The sequence below is a fragment of the Streptomyces sp. SYSU D01066-1 genome, from assembly GCF_054956795.1.
In genome coordinates this window covers 364,118-383,972 of the sequence record NZ_JBUDHV010000002.1, presented here as the reverse complement: position 1 = coordinate 383,972, position 19,855 = coordinate 364,118, and the positions used below count along the sequence as shown (strand labels likewise).

The window sequence follows — 19,855 nt, the reverse complement described above, 5'->3', positions numbered from 1 at the left end:
TTGCCGACGCCGCTGGGGCCGCCGGCGCCGGGAGGGACGTACCCCCGCGTCCGGGCCGGCCGGGCCCGCCCGGCGGACCCTCAGACGAGGTCCACCAGGTCCGCGATCGAGTCCACGATCTTCGTGGGCCGGTACGGGTACTGGTGGACGTCGGCCGTGGTCGTCAGCCCCGTCAGCACCAGGAAGGTCTCCATCCCGGCCTCCAGACCGGCCAGCACGTCGGTGTCCATCCGGTCACCGATCATGGCGCTGGACTCGGAGTGCGCGCCGATGACGTTCAGTCCGGTCCGCATCATCAGCGGGTTCGGCTTGCCGATGAAGTACGGGTCCTTCCCCGTGGCCTTGGTGATCAGCGCGGCGACCGAACCGGTCGCGGGCAGCGCGCCCTCCGGGGACGGGCCGGTGTTGTCGGGGTTGGTCGCGATGAACCGGGAACCGGCGTTGATCAGGCGGATCGCCTTGGTCAGCGCCTCGAAGGAGTACGTCCGCGTCTCGCCGAGCACCACGAAGTCGGGGTCGGCGTCCGTCATGACGTAGCCCGCCTCGTGCAGGGCCGTGGTCAGGCCGGCCTCGCCGATGACGTAGGCGGTGCCGCCGGGGTGCTGGGCGTCCAGGAACTTCGCCGTGGCCAGCGCGGAGGTCCAGATGTTCTCGACCGGCACCTCCAGGCCGATCCGGTTCAGCCGGGCGTGCAGGTCACGGGCGGTGTAGATCGAGTTGTTGGTGAGGACCAGGAACGGCCGCCCGGAGTCCCGCAGCTTCTTGATGAAGGCGTCGGCGCCGGGCACCGGCACGCCCTCGTGCATCAGCACCCCGTCCATGTCGGTGAGCCACGATTCGATGGGCTTGCGCTCTGTCATGCGGGCGGACTCCTGCCGTGCGTGAACCGGGACGGACCTGGGAACGGACCGGGGACAGGCCTGGGAACGGGCCTGTGGACGACCATGCTAAGCACCAAACCCGTCGGGGGCCGCCGTCCCCCGTTCGGAGCAGTACCGCGCCCGCAGCGGATGCGGCCGACCGGTGCCCGGGGGAGTCTCCGAGGTGACTGGAGGTACACGATGGGCGCACTGAAAGCCACCCTCTGCGCCGGGACCGCGCTGCTCGCCGCGCTCGCCCCGGCGACGGTGTACGCGGGGGACACCGGCCGGGTATCGGTGACCCCGGCGGCCCCCGCCCCCGGCACCGACGTCACCCTCCGCGTGCCCGGCTGCGCCGAGAGATCCGCGGTGGCCGTCTCGGCGGCCTTCGAGTCCGCCGCCCGGCTCTCCCTGACCAGCAGCGACGGCGCGCTGGTCGGCGCCGGCCGGATCCGCGCCTCGGCCGCGCCCGGCGCCTACCCGGTCAGGGTCCGCTGCGGCTCCGAACGGAGCGAGGGCCGCCTCACCGTCACCGGCCACGCCCGGCAGCCGGGGAGCGGACGCTCCGCGTCCCCGACGGCCACCGTCCACGCCTCGCCCGTCGCCCCTGTCGACGCGGGCGGCGGCGGCGCCGCGCACCTGATCGCCACCGGCGCCGGGAACGCCCGCGCCCCCCAGGACGGGAGCCGCCCGGCCGGACCCGGAGCGGCCCACGCCGTCACCGGTCTGGTGCTGGCCGGCGTCGCCGCGGTGGCCGTCGCGCTGCGCAGCGCCCGCCGGAGCCGCGGAACGGACTGACCGCCATGCCCGACCAGAACCCCGACCGGCATTCCGGCCGAACCCCCGACCGGTACTCCGGCCGAACCCACGACCAGAACCCCGACCGGCACTCTGACCGCAATCGCGGCAGCGACCGGCACTCTGACCGCAATCGCGGCAGCGACTGGCACTCCGACCGCAATCGCGGCAGTGACCGAACCCCCGACCGGAACCGCCGCAGCGACCAGCACCCCGACCGGAATCACGGCAGTGACCGGCCCCCCGACCGGAACCACCGCAGCGACCGGCCCCCCACCAGGAACCGCCGCAGCGACCAGCACCCCGACCGGAATCACGGCAGTGACCGGCCCCCCGACCGGAACCACCGCAGCGACCGGCCCCCCACCAGGAACCGCCGCAGCGACCGCCCCCCCGGCCAGGCGCACTCCACCGCCCCCGGCCGCCTGGTGACCGGCATCGCCTGGACGGTGCTGCTCCTCGGGCTGTGGCTGTGGGGCCGCGACACCACCGACGGCATGTCCGGGCCGGCCACCGGCGACATGGCGGCGGCCGGCCGGCCCCCCTACCCCTCCCTCCCGCCCGCCCGCCCCCCGCTGGGCGGCGACGCCGAGCCGCGGCGCCTGGACATACCCCGCCTCGGTGTCCGCGCCCCGGTGACCGCCCGCGGCCTCGACGCCAAGGGCGCCCTGCGACCGCCGCCGTCGGCCAGCCCCGGCACCGTCGGCTGGTGGGCCTCCGGCACCACCCCGGGCGCGGTCGGCACCGCCCTGATGGTGGGCCACGTCGACACCGAGACCCGCCCCGCCGTCTTCTACCGGCTCAGCACCCTCGAACCCGGGGACACGATCCGGGTGCTCCGCGACGGCACCGGGGCCGGCCGGGTCGCCCGGTTCACCGTGGACGACGTCCAGGTCCTCACCCGCGACGGCTTCGACGCCCGGCAGGCATACGGCCCCCGCCGCTCCGGACGGGCCGAACTGCGGCTGATCACCTGCGGCGGCACCTACGACCGGGTCAGCGGCACCTACACGGCGAACGTGGTCGTCTCGGCCTACCTCACCGGTACCGGCGGCACCTGACGGACACCTCGTGGGCGTCACCCCCGTATGTCAGGATTGGCCCCTGGAACAGTGCACCCAGGGGGGTTGGATGTACGGCAGCAGGGGGGCCGGCGGTCTCGCCGGGACTTTTGCGGCGACGCGCGTGTCCGCGGCGGTGCTGGGGGCGGCACTGCTGATCGCGGGATGTTCGTCGGGTGACGACGGAAAGGACGCAGACCGGGACAAGAACAAGGACGCCGGCGCCGGCATCACGCAGCAGCCCAAGGAGGCCGACCCGTTCTGGGTCAACCCGGACAGCACCGCGGCCCGGCAGCTCGCCGCCCTGGAGAAGGCCGGCAAGGACGCGGAGGCCGCCCGGATCCGGAAGATCGCCGAACAGCCCGTCGGCGAGTGGATCAGCCCGGAGAACCCCGAGGAACAGGCCCGCGGCTTCACCGAGGCCGCCGACGAGGCCGGCCGCACCGCCCTGCTCGTCCTCTACGACATCCCGCACCGCGACTGCGGCCAGTACTCCCAGGGCGGCGCCGCCGACGGCGACGCCTACCGCGCCTTCGTCGACGCCGTGGCCAAGGGCATCGGCGACCGCTCCGCCACGGTGATACTCGAACCGGACGCGGTCCTGCACCTGGTCGACGGCTGCACCCCCGAGGAGTTCCACGAGGAGCGCTACGACCTGCTGGCCGGCGCCGTCGACCAGCTCAAGGCGCTGAAGAACACCAAGGTCTACCTGGACGCGGGCAACGCGGGCTGGGGCGACCCCGACCAGATCCACGACCCCCTGAAGCGGGCGGGCGTCGACCGGGCGGACGGCTTCGCGGTCAACGTCTCCAACTTCTACTCCACCGAGGACTCCATCGCCTACGGCAAGCAGCTCTCCGCCAAGGTCGGCGGCAAGCACTTCGTCATCGACACCAGCCGCAACGGCAACGGCCCCTACACCGGCGGCGACGAGGCCGAACGCTGGTGCAACCCGCCGGGCCGCGCCCTCGGCGAGACCCCGACGACCCGCACGGACGACCCGCTGGTCGACGCCTACCTGTGGGTCAAGCGGCCGGGGGAGTCGGACGGCGAGTGCAAGGGCGGCCCGAAGGCCGGTCAGTGGTGGGCGGAGTACGCCCTGGAGCTGACCCGGGGCACGGACGGCTGACGCGCCGCACGTCCGCACCGGGCACCGGGTCGCCGGGCGGGTGGTGCGGGGACACCCGGAAGGCTGGTCCGGCCCGCCGCGGCGTTTGTCCTCCTCCCCAGGCCGTCATACCTGTCGATGACCCGTGTCGGAGGCTGGTGGACGGAAGAGAGTCCTGGTGCGTATCGGAGAAGTGGTGGGCAGGCGCAGGGCGGTGGTGACGGCGGCGCTGCTGCTGATCGGGGTGGCGGGCGGACAGCCCGCCGGGGCGCGGACCGCCGCCCCGTCACCGGAGGCCGGCCCGTCGGCGTCGGTGATCACGGAGTGGGCGGAGCGGGTGTCGGGGATCGTGGACCCGCAGGAAGGGCTGATCCCCCCCGAGGAGGCGGTGTGGCACGCGAGCGTCTCACTGGCCATGTACAACGCGGTGGTGGGCATCGAGGGACGCTACGAGCCGTACCGCTGGCAGGGGCAGCGTCCCGCGCCCGGCGCGTCGGCCGAAGCGGCTGCCGCGACGGCGGCGTACCGGGTGCTGCTGGCCGGGTTCCCGCAGGCCGGGCCCGCCCTGGAGGAGGCGTGGAAGGCGTCCTTGGCGAAGGTCGAGGACGGCCCCGGCGAACGGGCGGGAGTGGCGTTCGGGAAGCGGGCGGCGCAGCACGTCATGGAGTTGCGCGCCCATGACGGGCGCAACGCCTCCGTGCCGTTCGCACCGTCCCCCGCGCCCGGCGTGTGGCGGCCGACGCCCCCCGGCCACCAGGGCTTCACGACGGCGTGGATCGGCCGGCTGCGCCCGTTCCTCCTGCGCAAACCCGCCCAGTTCCGCCCCGGACCGCCGCCCGCGCTGACCTCGGCCCGGTACGCGCGGGACCTGGCGGAGGTGAAGGCCTACGGCGCGAAGACCGGCTCGCGCCGCAGCGCCCGGCAGACGGAGACGGCGCTGTTCATCGCCCGGGTGGAGGTCCAGGACGCCCTGGGCGACCACGCCGCGCGGCACGGGTTCGACATCGCCGAGACGGCCCGGCTGTACGCGGCCGTGAACACCGTCCTGACGGACGCCTCGATCACCGCCTGGGACGCCAAGCTCCACTACGGCACCTGGCGGCCGGTCACCGCCGTCCGCGAGGCGGACACCGACGGCAACCCCGCGACACAGGCCGACCCGACGTGGGAACCGCTGCTCGTCACGCCCGCGCACCCCGACTACCTCAGCGGCCACGCCACCTGGGCGGGGGCCTGGATGCGCACGCTGGAGAAGCTGTTCGGCACCTCCCGCGTCGACCTCAACATCCGCTCGGAGGACACCGGCATCGTCCGGCACTACGAACACGCCGAGGACTACGTCCGCGACGTCGTCGACGCGCGGGTGTGGTCCGGCATCCACACCAGGACCGCGGACGTCGTCGGCAGCGTCACGGGCGAGCGGATGGCGGAATGGGCCATGGAACGGAACTTCAGGGACTCCTAGGAGGGCGGGGGCGCCGTGCGCGGCGCCCCCGGGCGGCCCCCCGCGTCCCGCTCAGGGAACCTGGACCCACTGCGCCTTGCTCGGCACCCCGTCCCCGTCGGTCACGAACATCATGTACCACCCCGACTGCACGAGGTTCTTGTTCTTCGGGACGGTCACCGTGATCTCGTCCCCGTCGACCTCGTAGTCCAGCGCGATCGACCGCTGGTCGACATCCGTGACGTGCGTCGACGCGCTCGGCCGGATCAGCCGCACCTTCTCGACCGAAGCCGCCGCCTCCGAGGTGAACGTCCCCGACTCGCCCCGCGCGATGGTCTGCGGCCCGCCCGCGAGGTCGGGCCGCTCCCCGCCGTACAGGTACGGCGGCGTGTAGATCTCGATGCGCTGCTCGAACTTGCCCGGCTTGGTGTTGGCCTTGTCGCCGTAGAGCGAGTCCGACCCGAAGAACATCACCCGCCCGTCGGGCAGCAGGATCGAACCGGAGTGGTAGTTGCGCCCCACCAGCGGATCGGCGACCCGCTCGAAGGTGTTGCTCTCGGTGTCGTAGAGCCGCGCCTGCAGGATGTTGGAGTCACCGCGCCCCCGGTAGTCCTGCGAACCGCCCGACACCAGCACGCTGTCGTCGGGCAGCACCGACGCCTGCGGGTAGCGCGTCCCCTTCTCCAGCGAGGGGCCGTCCACGAACTTCGGACGGTCGGCCTTCAGGTCGACGATCCGCGTCTTCTCGCTCGACAGCCTGGACTCGCCGACCCCGCCCCCGCCGATCACCATGTACTTCTCGTCCTGCGCGGGCGGCAGCAGCACCGTGCCGGACGTCTCCATCATGTTCGGGTCGCTCAGCCCCGGGACCTCGGTGAACTCGTTGGTCTCCACGTCCCACACGCCCGGCTCCCGCCCGACGTCGTCGGGCCCGTACCCGGCGTTGGAACCCGAGTAGAAGACCTTGCCGTTCTGCATCAGGAACAGCGCCGGGTAGGTCGGGAACTGGCGGGTCTTGTCGGTGTAGGTCCACTTCTTGGTGTCCGGGTCGTAGATCTCGTTCTTGCCCGGGACGAGCTGGCCGATGTCGTCGAGGCCGGAGACGCTGAGGATCGAGCCGTCGCTCAGCGTGGTGAGCGTCGGGTACCAGCGGGCCTCGTGCATCGGGTCGACCTTGATGTACTTCTCGGCGACCGGGTCGAACTCGTAGGCGTCCCGGATGCCCTGGAAGTCCTTCTTGTCGAGGGCGAGCTTCTCCGCGATGCCGTACGTGTTGCGCGCGTCCGCCCCGGTCAGGCCCCGCACCGTGTAGTTGTCCTGGGTGCCGGTCTCGTACGCCGAGCCGCTCTTCTGCGCCTCGACGTAGATCCGGCCGAGCCCGGGGTCGTTGCGCAGGAACTCGCCGGTCTCCTCGTCGAAGACCTTCTCGGCGCGCGGCACCAGCACCGGGTCCTTGGAGACGAAGGTCTTGCCGTTCTCCTTGCCGGTGAACTTCGTGCCGGCGGGCAGGGTGATCGGCTTGTCCGGGTTCTCGTTGTGCACCACCATCAGGCCGCCGGCCTTGGTGACGTCGCCCTTCAGCTTCTCGTACCGCTTGGTGCCGCCCGCGATCAGCAGGTTGCCGTTGGCGAGCTGGGTGTGGCCGGTGCAGAACAGGTCGGTCGGGGTCGGCACCTTCTTGACCGTGCCCTTGACGGGGTCCCAGATGCGGGTGTCGAACTTCTTCGCGTCGAAGTTGTCCTGGTTGTTGCCCGACCCCGCGACCAGCAGCACCTTGCCGGTGCGCAGCAGCGCCGCGTGAATGGTGTTCTGCTTGTACTCGTCCGGGAAGTCGACGATCTCCCAGCGGCCGTTCGCGGCCTTGTACTCCGGCTGGTTGATCTTGTACTGGTGGTATTTCTCGGTGCCGAAGCGGTACAGCCACGGCCCGTTCATCCCGGCCAGCGCGAGTACCACCACCGTCCCTATGGCGAGTCGACGGGCACGACGGCGGCCGGCCTGGTGCTTCATTCCTTACGTCCCCCAAGTCCGCCCAGGGCGATCTGCATGGTCTGGTCGTCGCCGCCGCCGGAGGCGGCCCACGTGGGGCGCTGCTGCGGGGCGTGCGGCCCCGGGTGCTGGGCCGGTGTCTGCGGCTCGGGCGCCTGCGGCTCGCGCGCCTGAGCCGGTACCGGTGCCGGCACGGGCGGCTGGGGTTCGGGCGCGGCGGCGTGCCTCGCCTTCCGCATCTGGTAGCGCCACGCGAACATCGGCGACGCGGTGATCAGCAGCGCGAACGTCGCCCAGGTGATCATCGCGGGGTGCGCGTGGCCGTACCCGAACCCGGCGGCCATCGAGGCGGCGAAGACCAGGATGAAGTACCAGTGGTACCGGAAGGTGCCGAACCAGGTGTCCGGGCTGGCCGAGTCGCCCTTCGGGGTCACCACGAACTTGCTCTTGCGGCGCAGCACCGAGTCGATCAGCGCCTTGGCGTACAGCGGCGCCGACAGCGCCGACATCACCATGCCCGCGACACCGCCGGAGCCCTCGGGCTCGTGCGGGGAGATGTTGTGGCGGCGGTTCCAGACGTACAGGCCGATCTGGAGCGCGGAGGCGTTGCCGTAGAGCATCAGCCAGACCGCCGGGTCGATGTTGACGCCCGAGGCGCCCAGGCCCAGGAACAGGGCGCAGCTGAGCGCGGCCAGGATCCAGTTCATGGCCGACATCGGATAGAAGATGATCATCATCGTGTAGTTGAAGAGCTTGCTCGGCGGCAGCGAGTACCAGCCCTTCCAGTACTGTTTGAGGATCGTCTCGTACGTCCCGCGCGACCAGCGCATCTGCTGGGTGAAGAAGTCCGTCCAGGCGTTCGGGCCCTCGCCGACGGCGAGCACGTCCGGGGTGTAGACCGAGCGCCACTTCCTCCCCGTCGCGGGGTTCTTGTGGCGGTGGATCTCGAACCCGGTCGCCATGTCCTCGGTGATCGAGTCGTACAGGCCGCCGATCTGCTTGAGCGCCTTGATGCGCACCGCGTTGGAGGTGCCCACGAACATGGGGGAGCCGTAGCGGTTGCCGGCCCGCTGGATCAGCGCGTGGAAGAGGAACTGCTGCGACTCGGCGGCCTTGGTGACCGGATTGTCGTAGTTGCCGTAGACCTGCGGGCCGATGACGAAGCCGACGTCCGGGTCGCGGAAGTAACCGAGCATCCGCTCCAGGTAGTTGGGCAGCGGTACGTGGTCGGTGTCGACGGAGGCGAAGTAGTCGTAGTCGTCGCCGTGCGCGTCCAGCCAGGCGTTGTAGTTGCCGTGCTTGGTCTTGGCGCGGTGCGGGCCCTTGGCCTGGTTCCACTTGGCGACGCCTTTGCGGGAGAAGTGGCGCACGCCCAGGCGCGCGCAGACCTCCTTCACCTCCGGGTCGTCGCCCTCGTCGAGCAGCCAGACGTGCAGCACGCCCCGGTGGCGGATCCTGACGGCCGCCTCCAGGGTCTTGGTCACCATCTCCAGCGGCTCCTTGCCGGGCACGAAGGAGGTGAGGAAGGCGACCCGGGTGCCGGACTCGGGCACCACCGGGACCGGGTCGCGGGCGACCAGGGTGGCGTGCGCGTTGGACAGCACGTTCAGGCAGCGGAACAGCTCGATCAGGCCGATCGAGACGAGCATCACGACGTCGAGCGCGGGCAGCCAGTCGAACGCCGGGTAGTCCCGCTCGGTCCAGTGTCCGGGCTGGAGCAGCCAGACCAGCAGCACCACGGACAGCAGCGGCGCCGCGGCCAGCATCAGCGCGACGCGGACGCGGTGCGGCTCCTGCGACAGCAGCGAGCGGTAGCGGACCTTGTACGGCCCGTCCGCGTCGTCGGGCTGGGTGAGGGGGCCGGCCAGCCGGCTGTAGTGCTCGTAGTCGTACCTCGGCAGCGTCTTCTTTATCCGGCGGAACGTACCGGTGGTGGACATCCGGAGTGAGTCCACTCTCAGCTGGGTGGTCTCGGACGGATCGAAGTCCGGTCCGGCGCCCGGCGGCGTCGACGTCATGAGTCATCCCCCCACACGCAGGTCACGCGTGTTTCGTCGCGTACAGCGCCTGGTGCCGGTTCCCCTGGACCGTCACAGGCGTAACAGTGGTGGATCGCCGTCACCACGTGGTCCACACCTTATAGACATGGAACGGCGTCCTTCCGGTTGCATGATGCCCCTTCGGCATCCGGCCTCCTGCGGGCCCCTCACCCCGCAGTACCGCCAACCGGCTCCGTGCCCCCTCGACCGACCAGGGTTCTACGCCGTTCAGCATGATCGCAAGGCGGGAAACGAGGTGTTTACCGGCCATACGCGCCGATTGCGGCGTCTGTGGAGATCGCGCGGAGAGACCGGAAACACCGAAGGCCCCTCGCTCGCGCGAGGGGCCTTCGGTCGTCGGTGCGCCGCCAGGGACTCGAACCCCGGACCCGCTGATTAAGAGTCAGCTGCTCTAACCAACTGAGCTAGCGGCGCCTGCTGACGTCATCAACTCTACCCGACCCCGCGGGGTGCTCCCGACCACCGGGCGGCGCCCGGGGGGCGCGCGGGGGCGCCCGTACATCATTCGGACCGTCAACATGCGCACCCCGCCGACCGTTGCGAGACTGACGCACGTGTACCGCAGCGGACACGTCCGGCCGGAGTGTGAGGGAGATCGCATGGAGACGCCGGTATTCGAGGAGACCGACCCGGCGGACGACTGCGACTGCCCCGGCTGCCGTCACCGGAGCCGGGTCCTGCCGCCCTCCGCCGCGGCCCCCGCCCACCCGGCCGGCCGGCGGGCCCTCGTGGTGGCGGCCACCGCCTCCGCCGCGTTCGCCGCGGGCGCGGCGGCGGCCCTCCCGGCGTCCGCCCACGCCCCGCAGCGCCCCGGCGCCCCCGCGGACGACACCCCCGGCACCCCGGATGGTCAGGTCGCTCCGGCCCGGACTCCCGGTGCTTCGGATGGTCAGGTCGCTCCGGCCCGGACTCCCGGTGCTTCGGATGGTCAGGTCGCTCCGGCCCGGACCCCCGGTGCTCCGGATGGTCAGGTCGCTCCGGCCCGGACTCCCGGTGCTCCGGATGGTCAGGTCGCTCCGGCCCGGACTCCCGGTGCCTCGGACGGTCAGGCCACCCCCACCCGGACCCCCGGTGCTCCGGACGGTCAGGCCACCCCCACCCGGACCCCCGGCGCCCCGGACGCCCGGGACGGTCAGGACACCCCCCAAGGCGGCCGGGCCCCGCTGCACGGGCCCGGCGGCGCGCCGGTCGGCCCGGTGGCCGGCGCCCCCCTCCCCAAGACCACCCGCGCCCAGATCATCGCCCGGGCCCAGAAGTGGGTCGACGCGAAAGTGCCGTACAGCATGAGCGCCTACTGGTCCGACGGCTACCGGCAGGACTGCTCGGGCTACGTCTCGATGGCCTGGGGGCTGCCCGCCAACGAGTGGACCGGCAGCCTGGGGAAGTTCGCCGACCGCATCACCAAGGCCGAACTCCAGCCCGGCGACATCCTGCTGTTCCACAACGAGGCCGACCCCCAGAAGGGGTCCCACGTGGTGATCTTCGGCGGCTGGACCGATGCCGCGCGCACCCGGTACGTCGCCTACGAGCAGACGCCCCCGCACACCCGCCGGCAGACCACGCCGTACGCCTACTGGAACAACTCCGCCCGCTACCTGCCCTACCGCTACCAGGGCGTGGAGGCCGGCCTGACCGGCGGAGCGCCGGCCGCCGCCGGGACGGACACCCCGGCGGACGCCTACCCGGGGGCGGCGGCCTTCGGACCCGGCGCGGACAACGCCTCCGTCGCCCGGCTCGGCGAACTGCTCGCCCGGCGCGGCGGCGCCCGCTTCTACGCCGCCGGCCCCGGGCCGCGCTGGTCGGAGGCGGACCGCGGGGCCACCCGGGCGTTCCAGCTGGCCCAGGGCTGGCGGGGCGCCGACGCCGACGGACTGCCGGGCCGGCGCACCTGGGAGCTGCTGGTGTCCGGCGCGGGGCGGGACATCCCCGCCGGGGGCCGGAACCCGGCCGTGCCGCCGGCCCCGCACGCGGTGCCCGGCTACCCGGGCCGGGCCGCGTTCCGCCCGGGCGCCCACGGCGACCACGTCACCCGGCTCGGGGAGCGGCTGGTGCAGAAGGGGTACGGCCGGTTCTACCCGTCCGGCCCCGGTCCGCGCTGGGGCGCCGCGGACCGCAGGGCCGTCGAGGCGTTCCAGCGGGCCCAGGGCTGGCGCGGCGGCGCGGCGGACGGCTTCCCGGGGCCGGAGACCTGGCGGCGACTGTTCGCCTGAGCACGTCAAGTCAGCGCCCGCACGACGCGTCTGGCGCGGAGGCTGGAGCACGCATGAGTACGACCTCTTCGACCACCACCCCGCCCGGTCCCGACCCGGCCGGTCCGCCCGAGGACGCGGCCCGGCCGGTGCGGCTCATCCAGAACGAGGCCACCACCGAGATCCCCGTCCACCTGCTCTTCCGGGACGACCCCGAACCGGTGCCGGTGCCGCTGCGGCCCGCGGTCGTCGGCCGCCGGCAGGGCACCGGGGAGCAGCCGCGGGTGCGCCGCCCGGTCGCCAAGCCCCGGCCCGCGCCGCAGGTCGACCCGGCGCTGGCGGAACGCCCGGCCAGGGTGCTGCCCGGCGCCGCGGGCGTGCTGGCCGGTGTCTGCGGCGCGGCCGGCTGCGCGGTCACCTCCTGGTGGACGGGGCTCCTGCCGCCGCCGGCGCTGGAGGCGCTGCGGCTGCCGGCGTACGGCGGGGCCGGGCTCGGGCCCGCGCAGTGGGCGGCGTACGCGGGCGCCGGGGCGCTGGGGCTGTTCGGCTTCGGCGGGCTGGCCCGGGGCCGGACCGGGCGGGCCTGGGTGCTGGGCCTGTTCGGCCGCTACCGGGGGACGGTGCGGCGCACCGGCCTGATGTGGGTCAACCCGCTGCTGCTGCGCCGCCGGGTCGACGTGCGGCTGCGACACTGGCGCAGCGAGCCGATGCCCGCGGCCGACGGCAACGGGGTCGCGCTGCGGGCGGTGACGCTGGTGGTGTGGCGGGTGCGGGACACCGCGCGGGCCGTGCTCGGCGTCGAGGACCACGAGACGTATCTGCGCGAGTGCGTGGAGGCGGCGCTCGCCCGGGTGCCGGTGGAGCCGCCGGGCACCTCGCGGGCCTCGGCGGACACGGCGGGCGAGGCGCTGACCCGGCTGGTGGCGGCGGACGCGGCGGCGGTCGGCGTCGAGGTGTTCGCGGTGCGGCCGGTGCGGGTGGAGTACGCGCCGGAGGTGGCCGCCGCGATGCACCGGCGCCGGATCGCCGCGCTCGACGCGGTCCAGCGGGCGAGCCTGCTCACCTCGGTGGTGGACTCGGTGGAGGACACGGTGACCCGGCTCACCACGCGCGGGCTGGTGGACCTCGACGACTACGAGCGCAAGGCCCTGGTGAAGGACCTCACGGTGGCGTTCTGCGCGGGGCGCGGTGAGACGGGACCCTGACCGGTCCCGTTTTCGGCAGGGCATGTTTTTGGTATGGACATGTTCAATCCGCGACCATAATCTGGGACTTGGTCTAGACCTGCACGGCTCACTGAACTTCCCCCCACGTCCTCCAGGGAGCGGCAGCATGCGCAAGAAGACCAAGCGGAGCAGGATCGCGGCCTGCGCCGGGGCGGTGGGCCTGGCGACCACCGGTGCCCTCGTGCTCACCTCCGGCGGCGTCGCCAGCGGCCACGGCTACACCGACCTGCCGGTCAGCCGGCAGAAGCTCTGCCAGAACGGTTCCGTCAGCAACTGCGGCTCGATCCAGTACGAGCCGCAGAGCGTCGAGGGCCCCAAGGGCTTCCCCTCCTCCGGGCCGGCGGACGGGCAGATATGTTCCGCGAACAACACGCGGTTCGCCCAACTCGACGCCCCCAGGACGCCCGGCGGCGGCGCGTGGCCCACCACGAAGGTGACCGGCGGACAGAACTACACCTTCCGCTGGCAGTTCACGGTCGGACACCGCACCACCGACTTCCGGTACTACGTCACCAAGCAGGGCTGGAACCAGGACCACAACCTGGCCCGCTCCGACCTCAACCTCACCCCGTTCCTGACGGTGCCGTACAACAACGCCCAGCCGCCGGCCACGCTCTCGCACAGCGGGGCGCTGCCGACCGGGCTGAGCGGGCACCACGTCATCGTCGCGGTGTGGACGATCGCGGACACGGCCAACGCGTTCTACGCCTGCTCGGACGTCACGTTCTGAGGAACGCGGAAGGGTCCCCCGCCGAAGCGGGGGACCCTTCCGTCCGGTGCGCCGCCAGGGACTCGAACCCCGGACCCGCTGATTAAGAGTCAGCTGCTCTAACCAACTGAGCTAGCGGCGCATGGGTCAATAGTACCTGGTCCGAGGGGGTGCTCCGGCCCGCCTCCCGGAGTGGTGCGGGGCGCGGGCCGGAGCGGTGCGGGGCGCGGGCCGGAGTGGTGCGGGCCCTAGATGGCCAAGGACAACAGGACCGGCGCCGCCTCCCGGTTCAGCGCGTCCGCGGCCCGGCGCAGCCGGTGCGCGTGCTCCACCGGCAGCGACAGCGCCAGGCACCCCGCCGTCGCCCCGGCCGTGATCGGCACCGCCGCGCACACCGTCCCCACCGCGTACTCCTGGAGGTCGAGCACCGGAACGGTCGGCGGCTGGGCCGCCAGCCGGGACAGCAGCAGCCGGTCGCTGGTGATGGTGCGCGAGGTGAGGCGGGCCATCCGGTGCCGGGCGAGGTGGTCGCGGCGCCCGGCGTGGTCCAGCTGGGTCAGCAGGCTCTTGCCGATCGCGGTGGCGTGCGCCGAGCGGCGGAAGTCCACCCACTCGTTGACCCTGGGCGTGCCGGGACCGTCGGCGTACTGGGTGACGCTGACCTCGCCGTCGACGTACCGGCTGATGTAGACGGCGGCGCCGACCGAGTCGCGCAGCCGGTCCAGCGTCCGCTGGAGCTTCTCGCGCAGCGCCTCCTCGTGGCCGTGCGCCGAACTCAGACGGGTGAGGGCCTGCCCGGTGGTGTACGTCCCCTCGGCGGTCCGCTCGACGTACCCCTCGCGGCGCAGCATCCGCAGGAGCGGGGCCAGCCGCTCCTGCCCCAGGCCCGCGCGCCGGGCGAGCTCGGTGTCGGTGACCGGGGCGGTCAGCCGCGCCACCGTCTCCAGCACGCGCAGGGCGTCCTGGACCGAGTGGTGCGGGACGGTCGGCTCGTGTTGCAGCGCCACGGTGGTCTCCCCATGCGCTCGCTCCTGTGGCCGTGGCCCGGACGGCGGATTCCCCTCCACGATAGCGGCCGGGCGGCCGGGCGGGAGCGGTTGTCGGCCGGATCCGCCGCTCCCAACTGGGCGGCTGACCGGCGGCATATGTCAGGGGAAGGCCCCGACGCCGCGGTCCTCGGGCGTCGGGGCAGGTGACGGCGGGTGGTCACAGGACCGCGCTGAGGAACTCCCGGGTGCGGTCGTGCTCCGGCTCGCTGAAGATCTTCTCCGGGGGGCCGGCCTCGATGACCCGCCCGGAGTCGAACATCAGTACCTGGTCGGAGATGTCCCGGGCGAAGTTCATCTCGTGGGTCACGCAGAGCATCGTGATGTCCGTGGAGCGCGCGATGTCCCGCAGCACGTCCAGGACGCCCGCGACCAGCTCCGGGTCGAGCGCGGAGGTCACCTCGTCCAGCAGCAGGACCCGTGGGCGCATCGCCAGCGCGCGGGCGATCGCGACGCGCTGCTGCTGGCCGCCGGAGAGCCGGGCCGGCCGGGCGTCGCACTTGTCGGCGAGCCCCACCAGGTCCAGCAGGTCCCGGGCGCGCGCCTCGGCCTCGTCCTTGGACAGGCCGAGCACGGTGACCGGGGCCTCGGTGATGTTGCGCAGTACCGACATGTTCGGGAACAGGTTGAACTGCTGGAACACCATCCCGATCTTCTTGCGGACCTCGCGGACCTGCTTCTCGGGCGCCGGGAAGAGCCGCTGCCCGTCCACGGTGATGGTGCCCTCGTCGGGCTTGAGCAGCGTCATCAGCAGCCTGAGGATCGTGGTCTTGCCCGACCCGGACGGCCCGATCAGGGTGACGTGCCGGCCGGCGTCGACGGAGAAGTCCAGGTGGTCCAGGACGGTGGTGGTCCCGAACCGCTTGGTGACCTTCTCCAGGCGGATCAGTTCTCCCGTCGGTTTCCGGGGGTTCTTCCCGGGCTGGGGGAGGGGGTCAGTGGGCAAGGCGTCGCTCCAGGGCTCGCAGGGCAAGGGAGGCCAGGTAGGAGAGGGCGATGAAGGCGATGCCGATCACCGTCAGGGGCTCGGTGAACCGGAACGTCTCCTGGGAGAACAGCCGTGCCTCGCCGAGCATCTCCAGCACGGTGATCGCCATCAGCATCGGGGTGTCCTTCAGCATGGAGATCACGTAGTTGCCGAGGGCGGGCACCACCCGGCGCACCGCCTGCGGCAGGATCACCGCGGTCCAGGTCCGGTACGGCGGCAGGTTCAGCGCCGTCGCGGCCTCCCACTGGCCGACGGGCACCGCCTCGATGCCGGCCCGGTAGACCTGCATCGTGTACGTCGAGTAGTGCAGGCCGATGCCGATGACACCGGTGGTCATCGCCGAGGCGGTGATCCCCCACTCGGGCAGCACGTAGAAGAGGAAGAACAGCTGCACCAGCAGCGGGGTGTTGCGGACGAACTCCGTCACCACCCCCACCGGCCAGGTCACCCAGCGCGTGGGCGCCCGCGTCAGCAGCGCCCACACCAGGCCCAGGACGAACGAGATCACCGAGCCGAGGACCAGGATCCGCAGGGTGACCAGCAGACCGTCCCAGAAGTGCGGCATGAAGTCGCAGACGGCGCTCCAGTCCCAGTTCATCGAAGACCCGCCCCCGCCCCGGCCGGCCCGGGCACGGCCGTCCTCCTCCGCGGCGCCTTGCCGACACCCGCCTTCAGCTTCTTCTCCAGCCCGCGCATCCCCCGCGTCAGCAGGAACGCGATCACGAAGTAGATGAGGAGGACGTACGTGTAGATCTCCGCGCTCTCCTGGAGCGCGAGCCGCACCAGGTTGCCGCTGAACGCCAGGTCGCCCATGCCCATGACCGACACCAGGGCCGTGCCCTTGAGCAGTTCGACCAGCAGGTTGGAGAAGGGCGGGATCATCTCCGGCACCGCCTGCGGCAGCAGGATCAGCCGCATCCGCTGCCAGGGCGTGAAGCCGAGCGCGATGCCGCCCTCCCGCTGCGCCGGGTCGACGGCGCCGAGCCCGCCGCGCACGATCTCCGCCCCGTACGCCCCGTAGGTCAGGCCGAGCGCCAGCGTGCCCGCCCACAGCGGCACCAGCTGCCAGCCGAAGGCCGGGGGCAGCACGAAGAACACCCAGAAGATCATCACCAGGGCCGAGGTCCCCCGGAAGACCTCCGTGTAGAAGCCCGCCAGGAAGCGGACGATCCACAGCCGGTGGGTGCGCGCGACGCCGACCACGAAGGAGACGGCCGTCGCCAGCAGCGCCGAGCAGACGAGCAGCTGGACCGTGACCCAGACGCCCTGGAGCACCAGTTCCCACAGTCCCGTGGTCATCCGCCGCACAGCTCCTTCGCGGTCAGATCCGTCATCTCGTCCTCGGTGAACCCGAACGGCCTGAGGATGCGGAGCAGTTCGCCGCTCTCCTTGAGCCGGTGGAGCTCCTCGTTGAAGGCGTCCCGCAGGGCGGTCTCGGTGGGCCGGAAGCAGAACCCGCCGCCGTCGACGTGCGGTTCGCCGTCCACGATCGGTTTGAACGCCTCGGTCACCTCGGCCTTGCTGGACTTCTTCACCACCTCGCGGGTGGTCAGCGCGGTCCCCGCGAACACGTCCACGCGCCCGGCCTCGACGGCGTTCAGGCCGGCCACCTGGTCGGGGACGATGAGGATGTCGCTCTCCCGGTACCCGGCCTCCACCGCGTAGGCGATCTCGGCGTACCCGGTGCCGGTGGCGAACCTGGCCTTCTTCGCGACGACGTCCTGGTAGTTCCCGATCCCCAGGGGATTGCCCTTGCGCACGATGAAGGAGTCGAGCATCTGGTAGTCGGGGTCGGAGAAGATGACCTGTTCGCAGCGCTCGGGATTGATGTACATCCCGGCCGCCACGACGTCGAACTGCTGCGACGCCAGCCCCGGGATGAGCGAGCCGAACTCCGTCGGCACCGGCTGCACCCGGTCCACGCCGAGCCGCCGGAAGATGACCTTCGCCACCTCCGGCGCCTCGCCGGTCAGCTCACCGTCCTTGTCGATGTACCCGAAGGGGATCTCGCCGGCGATACCGAGCCGCGCCACGCCCTGCGCCCGGAGCCGCTCGAGGAGGTCACCGCCCTCGGCGTCCGAGGCGGTCGCCACCCGCGAGCATCCGGCCGCGCCCAGCGCGCCGAGCGCCGCGACCCCCGCGAGCAGCGTTCGGCGACTGGGCCCGGGTATCCCGGACTTGTGGTCCGTTCGTCCCCTTGACGGGGTTCTGTGTGGTGGAGCCATGGGCGCGCGCCTTCCCAACTCCGGGAAAGTCATGCCGGTCTTTTCCGGCCCTCTCGTGCCGCCGGGTCCCCTCGGCCCGGGCGGCGCCGGGCACGGCCGTGGGGCACGGCCGGTCGCGCCGGCGGGAACTCGCTGGTCGAGCGCGGGAGCCGGTGCGGCGCCCGCCTGCTCGACGACCGGGCCCCGCTCACCCGCGCGGCCGTCCGGACGTGCTTGCACTGCCCGGCGGCGCCTGCCGCACCGGACACGCCCGTAACGGGACCCATGCCGCCTTCCCGTCACTCGCGGCATCCGGGCCGTCGCCGGAGGATCCGGGGGAGACGTCCGGCTTCCGGCGGTCCTGGCCGACGTCACGGAGAAGCCCTCACCGCCGTACGACGACCTTCGCCGCCGTACGACGACCTTCGCCGCCGTACGACGACCTTCACCGCCGTACGACGACTCGTACTCGGCCTCGATGACGAGCCGCCGGCCGGTCAGGTGCCAGGGTTCCTGGAGCCGGTCGGCGTCGTCCCCGTCCGGGCTCACCAGGAACGTCTCCTGCCCGGCGAGCACGACGGAACCCGCCCGCGGGGAGTACGTCCTCGGCCACCTGCCGGGGGGCGAAGAGGATCTCCCCGACCTCCCGGTTCCCCTCCCCGGCCACCACGCCGCCCAGCAGCACCGTGCGGCGGGTGACGTGGACGGCAGCCGCGCGGCGGGCCCGGCCCCGTCCACGTACTCGACGCCCGCGCGCCCGGCCGGCCGGCCGGGGCCGGGCCGGGGCGTCGAGGACGAGCGCGGCGGGGCGGGCCGTCGGCAGCGTGCCTCCGGGACCGGGGACCGACCGGCTGCCGGCCGGGCGGTGACGCGGGTGACCCGGCGGTGACACGGGCGGTGACACGGACGGAACGATCACGCCCGCACCGGAGCCCGCCTTCGTCAACACGACCGTGCTCCCGGCCTGTTGCCCTCTTCCCGCCCGGCGCGAGACCCCTGCGGTGCGCGGCGGGCGCACCTGTCCGCCCACGACGTGACCCCGCGGCCGGAGGCCGGACCGCGCCCCCCGGCGGTCTCGGCCAACCAAGTGACGGTGTGGGCGGCGCCGCGCCGGCTGGGTACCCGTGCCGTGGGGCCGCGTCGGGCGCTGACCGATCCGGGCGCGCTCCGGCCCCGTCGAGGAGCGACAGCAGGAAGGGTGGACATGACAGCACTGGGGTTCCTGTACCCGGGCCACGCCGGCGAGGACGACTACCCACGCATCGAGCAGCTCCTGGGCAGCGACATCCGGGTCGACCTGGTGCGCACCGACGTCGGCGAGGAGGCGCACCGCGTGGACGCTCCGCTGGGGATGGGCTCGCCCGCGCGGGTCGCGGCGTGCCTGGAGGAACTGCGGCACGCCGGTGCCGAGGCCGTGGTGTGGGCCTCCACCAGCGGCAGCTTCGCGCCGGGCTGGGACGGTGCCCACGAACAGGTCCGCACCCTGGCGGCGACGGCCGGCATGCCGGCCTCCTCCACGTCCTTCGCCTTCGCCCACGCGGCACGTGAGCTGCGGGCACGCCGGGTGGCGATCGGCGCGACGTACCCGCAGGACGTGGCGGGCCGCTTCGCGGACTTCCTGCGCGCGGCCGGCCTGGAGGCCGTCGGCGTCCACGGCGCGGGCGTCACCACCGCGGCCGAGGCCGGCACGTGGGGTGAGGCCGAGGTGCTGGCGCTGGCCCGCTCGGCCGACCGTCCGGACGCGGAGGCACTGCTCCTGCCCGGTACGGCCCTGCACACGGCCGCGTACATCCCGTCGCTGGAGAAAGAGGTGGGCAAGCCGGTCCTCACCGCCAACCAGGTCACCGTCTGGGAGGCCCTGCGCCTGGCGGACCGCCGGGTGAACGCGCCGGAACTGGGAACGCTGTTCACGCGGGAGCCGCTGGTCCAGGCATGAGGACGGGCGAGACCCCTGCGGCACGACGGAACCCCGGCCCGCCGAAGCGGGGCCGGGGTTCCGTCGCCTTGCTCTGGAGCGCCGGGCAGGCCTTGCACCTGCATCTCCCCGCAGGAAGCGGGACGTCTTTCCTTGGACCACCAACGCAGTGCCGGTTGTTCGGATCCGCTCCGTCGACCAGCGCATGATGATCGTATCGCATGAACGCCGGATGCGCACACCGTGCACCCCTGAGCG

Annotated in this window: 15 protein-coding genes, 2 tRNA genes and 1 pseudogene; 8 read left to right on the top strand and 10 right to left on the bottom strand. The window is 72.7% G+C overall.

Annotation, left to right across the window (positions count from 1 at the left end):
* Nucleotides 1-80: 80 nt before the first annotated feature.
* The gene (locus ACY1JF_RS03610) at nt 81-860 is read right to left on the bottom strand and encodes an HAD-IIA family hydrolase (RefSeq protein WP_462703467.1); all 780 of its coding nucleotides are present in this window, start codon (nt 858-860) and stop codon (nt 81-83) included.
* Between the two features lie 201 nt (nt 861-1,061).
* On the opposite strand from ACY1JF_RS03610, the gene ACY1JF_RS03605 reads away from it, so the two are divergent.
* The 4 genes from ACY1JF_RS03605 to ACY1JF_RS03590 all read left to right on the top strand — a co-directional run bounded on the left by ACY1JF_RS03605 (nt 1,062) and on the right by ACY1JF_RS03590 (nt 5,292).
* Nucleotides 1,062-1,658 (top strand): hypothetical protein, encoded by a 597-nt coding sequence (locus ACY1JF_RS03605; protein ID WP_462703466.1) that lies wholly within the window; start codon nt 1,062-1,064, stop codon nt 1,656-1,658.
* 428 nt (nt 1,659-2,086) lie between these two features.
* Complete coding sequence (locus ACY1JF_RS03600; RefSeq protein ID WP_462703465.1) at nt 2,087-2,719, top strand: class F sortase; 633 nt, start codon at nt 2,087-2,089, stop codon at nt 2,717-2,719.
* 70 nt (nt 2,720-2,789) lie between these two features.
* Nucleotides 2,790-3,848 carry a glycoside hydrolase family 6 protein gene (locus ACY1JF_RS03595; protein WP_462703464.1) on the top strand — a complete coding sequence of 353 codons (1,059 nt, stop codon included), beginning with the start codon at nt 2,790-2,792 and terminating at the stop codon, nt 3,846-3,848.
* Between the two features lie 157 nt (nt 3,849-4,005).
* A complete protein-coding gene (locus ACY1JF_RS03590) occupies nt 4,006-5,292 on the top strand; it encodes a vanadium-dependent haloperoxidase (protein ID WP_462703463.1) in 1,287 nt (428 codons plus the stop codon).
* 51 nt (nt 5,293-5,343) lie between these two features.
* Here ACY1JF_RS03590 and glxA read toward each other — a convergent pair whose 3' ends face one another.
* From glxA to ACY1JF_RS03575, 3 genes are all read right to left on the bottom strand, one after another.
* Nucleotides 5,344-7,281 carry a radical copper oxidase GlxA gene (gene glxA, locus ACY1JF_RS03585; protein ID WP_462703462.1) on the bottom strand — a complete coding sequence of 646 codons (1,938 nt, stop codon included), beginning with the start codon at nt 7,279-7,281 and terminating at the stop codon, nt 5,344-5,346.
* Nucleotides 7,278-9,278, bottom strand: coding sequence for a glycosyltransferase family 2 protein (locus ACY1JF_RS03580; RefSeq protein WP_462703461.1), 2,001 nt, complete (start codon nt 9,276-9,278; stop codon nt 7,278-7,280). Before ACY1JF_RS03580 ends, glxA begins: the two co-directional genes overlap by 4 nt.
* Nucleotides 9,279-9,660: 382 nt before the next feature.
* Nucleotides 9,661-9,734: transfer RNA gene (locus ACY1JF_RS03575), tRNA-Lys, on the bottom strand.
* A 536-nt stretch (nt 9,735-10,270) separates the two neighbouring features.
* Between ACY1JF_RS03575 and ACY1JF_RS03570 the strand changes: the two are divergent.
* The 3 genes and pseudogenes from ACY1JF_RS03570 to ACY1JF_RS03560 form a co-directional block, all read left to right on the top strand.
* Nucleotides 10,271-11,530 (top strand): annotated as a pseudogene (locus ACY1JF_RS03570) (peptidoglycan-binding protein); the annotation flags it as partial.
* 53 nt (nt 11,531-11,583) lie between these two features.
* Nucleotides 11,584-12,714: an SPFH domain-containing protein gene (locus ACY1JF_RS03565; RefSeq protein ID WP_462703460.1), complete on the top strand. Its 1,131-nt coding sequence runs from the start codon at nt 11,584-11,586 to the stop codon at nt 12,712-12,714.
* Between the two features lie 127 nt (nt 12,715-12,841).
* Nucleotides 12,842-13,465 carry a lytic polysaccharide monooxygenase auxiliary activity family 9 protein gene (locus tag ACY1JF_RS03560; RefSeq protein ID WP_462703459.1) on the top strand — a complete coding sequence of 208 codons (624 nt, stop codon included), beginning with the start codon at nt 12,842-12,844 and terminating at the stop codon, nt 13,463-13,465.
* Nucleotides 13,466-13,512: 47 nt separating this feature from the next.
* Here the strand turns inward: ACY1JF_RS03560 and ACY1JF_RS03555 are convergent.
* The 6 genes from ACY1JF_RS03555 to ehuB form a co-directional block, all read right to left on the bottom strand.
* Nucleotides 13,513-13,586: transfer RNA gene (locus tag ACY1JF_RS03555), tRNA-Lys, on the bottom strand.
* Between the two features lie 106 nt (nt 13,587-13,692).
* Nucleotides 13,693-14,451, bottom strand: a complete 759-nt coding sequence (locus tag ACY1JF_RS03550; protein ID WP_462703458.1) for an IclR family transcriptional regulator — start codon at nt 14,449-14,451, stop codon at nt 13,693-13,695.
* A 199-nt stretch (nt 14,452-14,650) separates the two neighbouring features.
* Complete coding sequence (gene ehuA / locus ACY1JF_RS03545; RefSeq protein ID WP_462703457.1) at nt 14,651-15,436, bottom strand: ectoine/hydroxyectoine ABC transporter ATP-binding protein EhuA; 786 nt, start codon at nt 15,434-15,436, stop codon at nt 14,651-14,653.
* Nucleotides 15,426-16,076: an ectoine/hydroxyectoine ABC transporter permease subunit EhuD gene (gene ehuD, locus ACY1JF_RS03540; protein ID WP_462703456.1), complete on the bottom strand. Its 651-nt coding sequence runs from the start codon at nt 16,074-16,076 to the stop codon at nt 15,426-15,428. The genes ehuA and ehuD overlap by 11 nt, the downstream gene beginning before the upstream one ends.
* Complete coding sequence (ehuC, locus tag ACY1JF_RS03535; RefSeq protein WP_462703455.1) at nt 16,073-16,777, bottom strand: ectoine/hydroxyectoine ABC transporter permease subunit EhuC; 705 nt, start codon at nt 16,775-16,777, stop codon at nt 16,073-16,075. The genes ehuD and ehuC overlap by 4 nt, the downstream gene beginning before the upstream one ends.
* Nucleotides 16,774-17,703, bottom strand: coding sequence for an ectoine/hydroxyectoine ABC transporter substrate-binding protein EhuB (gene ehuB / locus ACY1JF_RS03530; protein ID WP_462703454.1), 930 nt, complete (start codon nt 17,701-17,703; stop codon nt 16,774-16,776). The genes ehuC and ehuB overlap by 4 nt, the downstream gene beginning before the upstream one ends.
* Nucleotides 17,704-18,886: 1,183 nt before the next feature.
* On the opposite strand from ehuB, the gene ACY1JF_RS03525 reads away from it, so the two are divergent.
* Entirely contained in the window at nt 18,887-19,618 is a 732-nt protein-coding gene (locus tag ACY1JF_RS03525) for a maleate cis-trans isomerase family protein (protein WP_462703453.1), read from the top strand.
* Nucleotides 19,619-19,855: the final 237 nt, after the last annotated feature.

What these genes read in the sequence shown, in the direction of transcription:
- ehuD (WP_462703456.1), bottom strand. Translation starts at nt 16,076, where the DNA reads ATGAACTGGGACTGGAGCGCCGTCTGCGACTTCATGCCGCACTTCTGG.
- ehuB (WP_462703454.1), bottom strand. Translation starts at nt 17,703, where the DNA reads ATGGCTCCACCACACAGAACCCCGTCAAGGGGACGAACGGACCACAAG.
- ACY1JF_RS03605 (WP_462703466.1), top strand. Translation starts at nt 1,062, where the DNA reads ATGGGCGCACTGAAAGCCACCCTCTGCGCCGGGACCGCGCTGCTCGCC.
- ACY1JF_RS03595 (WP_462703464.1), top strand. Translation starts at nt 2,790, where the DNA reads ATGTACGGCAGCAGGGGGGCCGGCGGTCTCGCCGGGACTTTTGCGGCG.
- ACY1JF_RS03610 (WP_462703467.1), bottom strand. Translation starts at nt 860, where the DNA reads ATGACAGAGCGCAAGCCCATCGAATCGTGGCTCACCGACATGGACGGG.
- ehuC (WP_462703455.1), bottom strand. Translation starts at nt 16,777, where the DNA reads ATGACCACGGGACTGTGGGAACTGGTGCTCCAGGGCGTCTGGGTCACG.
- ACY1JF_RS03525 (WP_462703453.1), top strand. Translation starts at nt 18,887, where the DNA reads ATGACAGCACTGGGGTTCCTGTACCCGGGCCACGCCGGCGAGGACGAC.
- ACY1JF_RS03580 (WP_462703461.1), bottom strand. Translation starts at nt 9,278, where the DNA reads ATGACGTCGACGCCGCCGGGCGCCGGACCGGACTTCGATCCGTCCGAG.
- ACY1JF_RS03560 (WP_462703459.1), top strand. Translation starts at nt 12,842, where the DNA reads ATGCGCAAGAAGACCAAGCGGAGCAGGATCGCGGCCTGCGCCGGGGCG.
- ACY1JF_RS03565 (WP_462703460.1), top strand. Translation starts at nt 11,584, where the DNA reads ATGAGTACGACCTCTTCGACCACCACCCCGCCCGGTCCCGACCCGGCC.
- glxA (WP_462703462.1), bottom strand. Translation starts at nt 7,281, where the DNA reads ATGAAGCACCAGGCCGGCCGCCGTCGTGCCCGTCGACTCGCCATAGGG.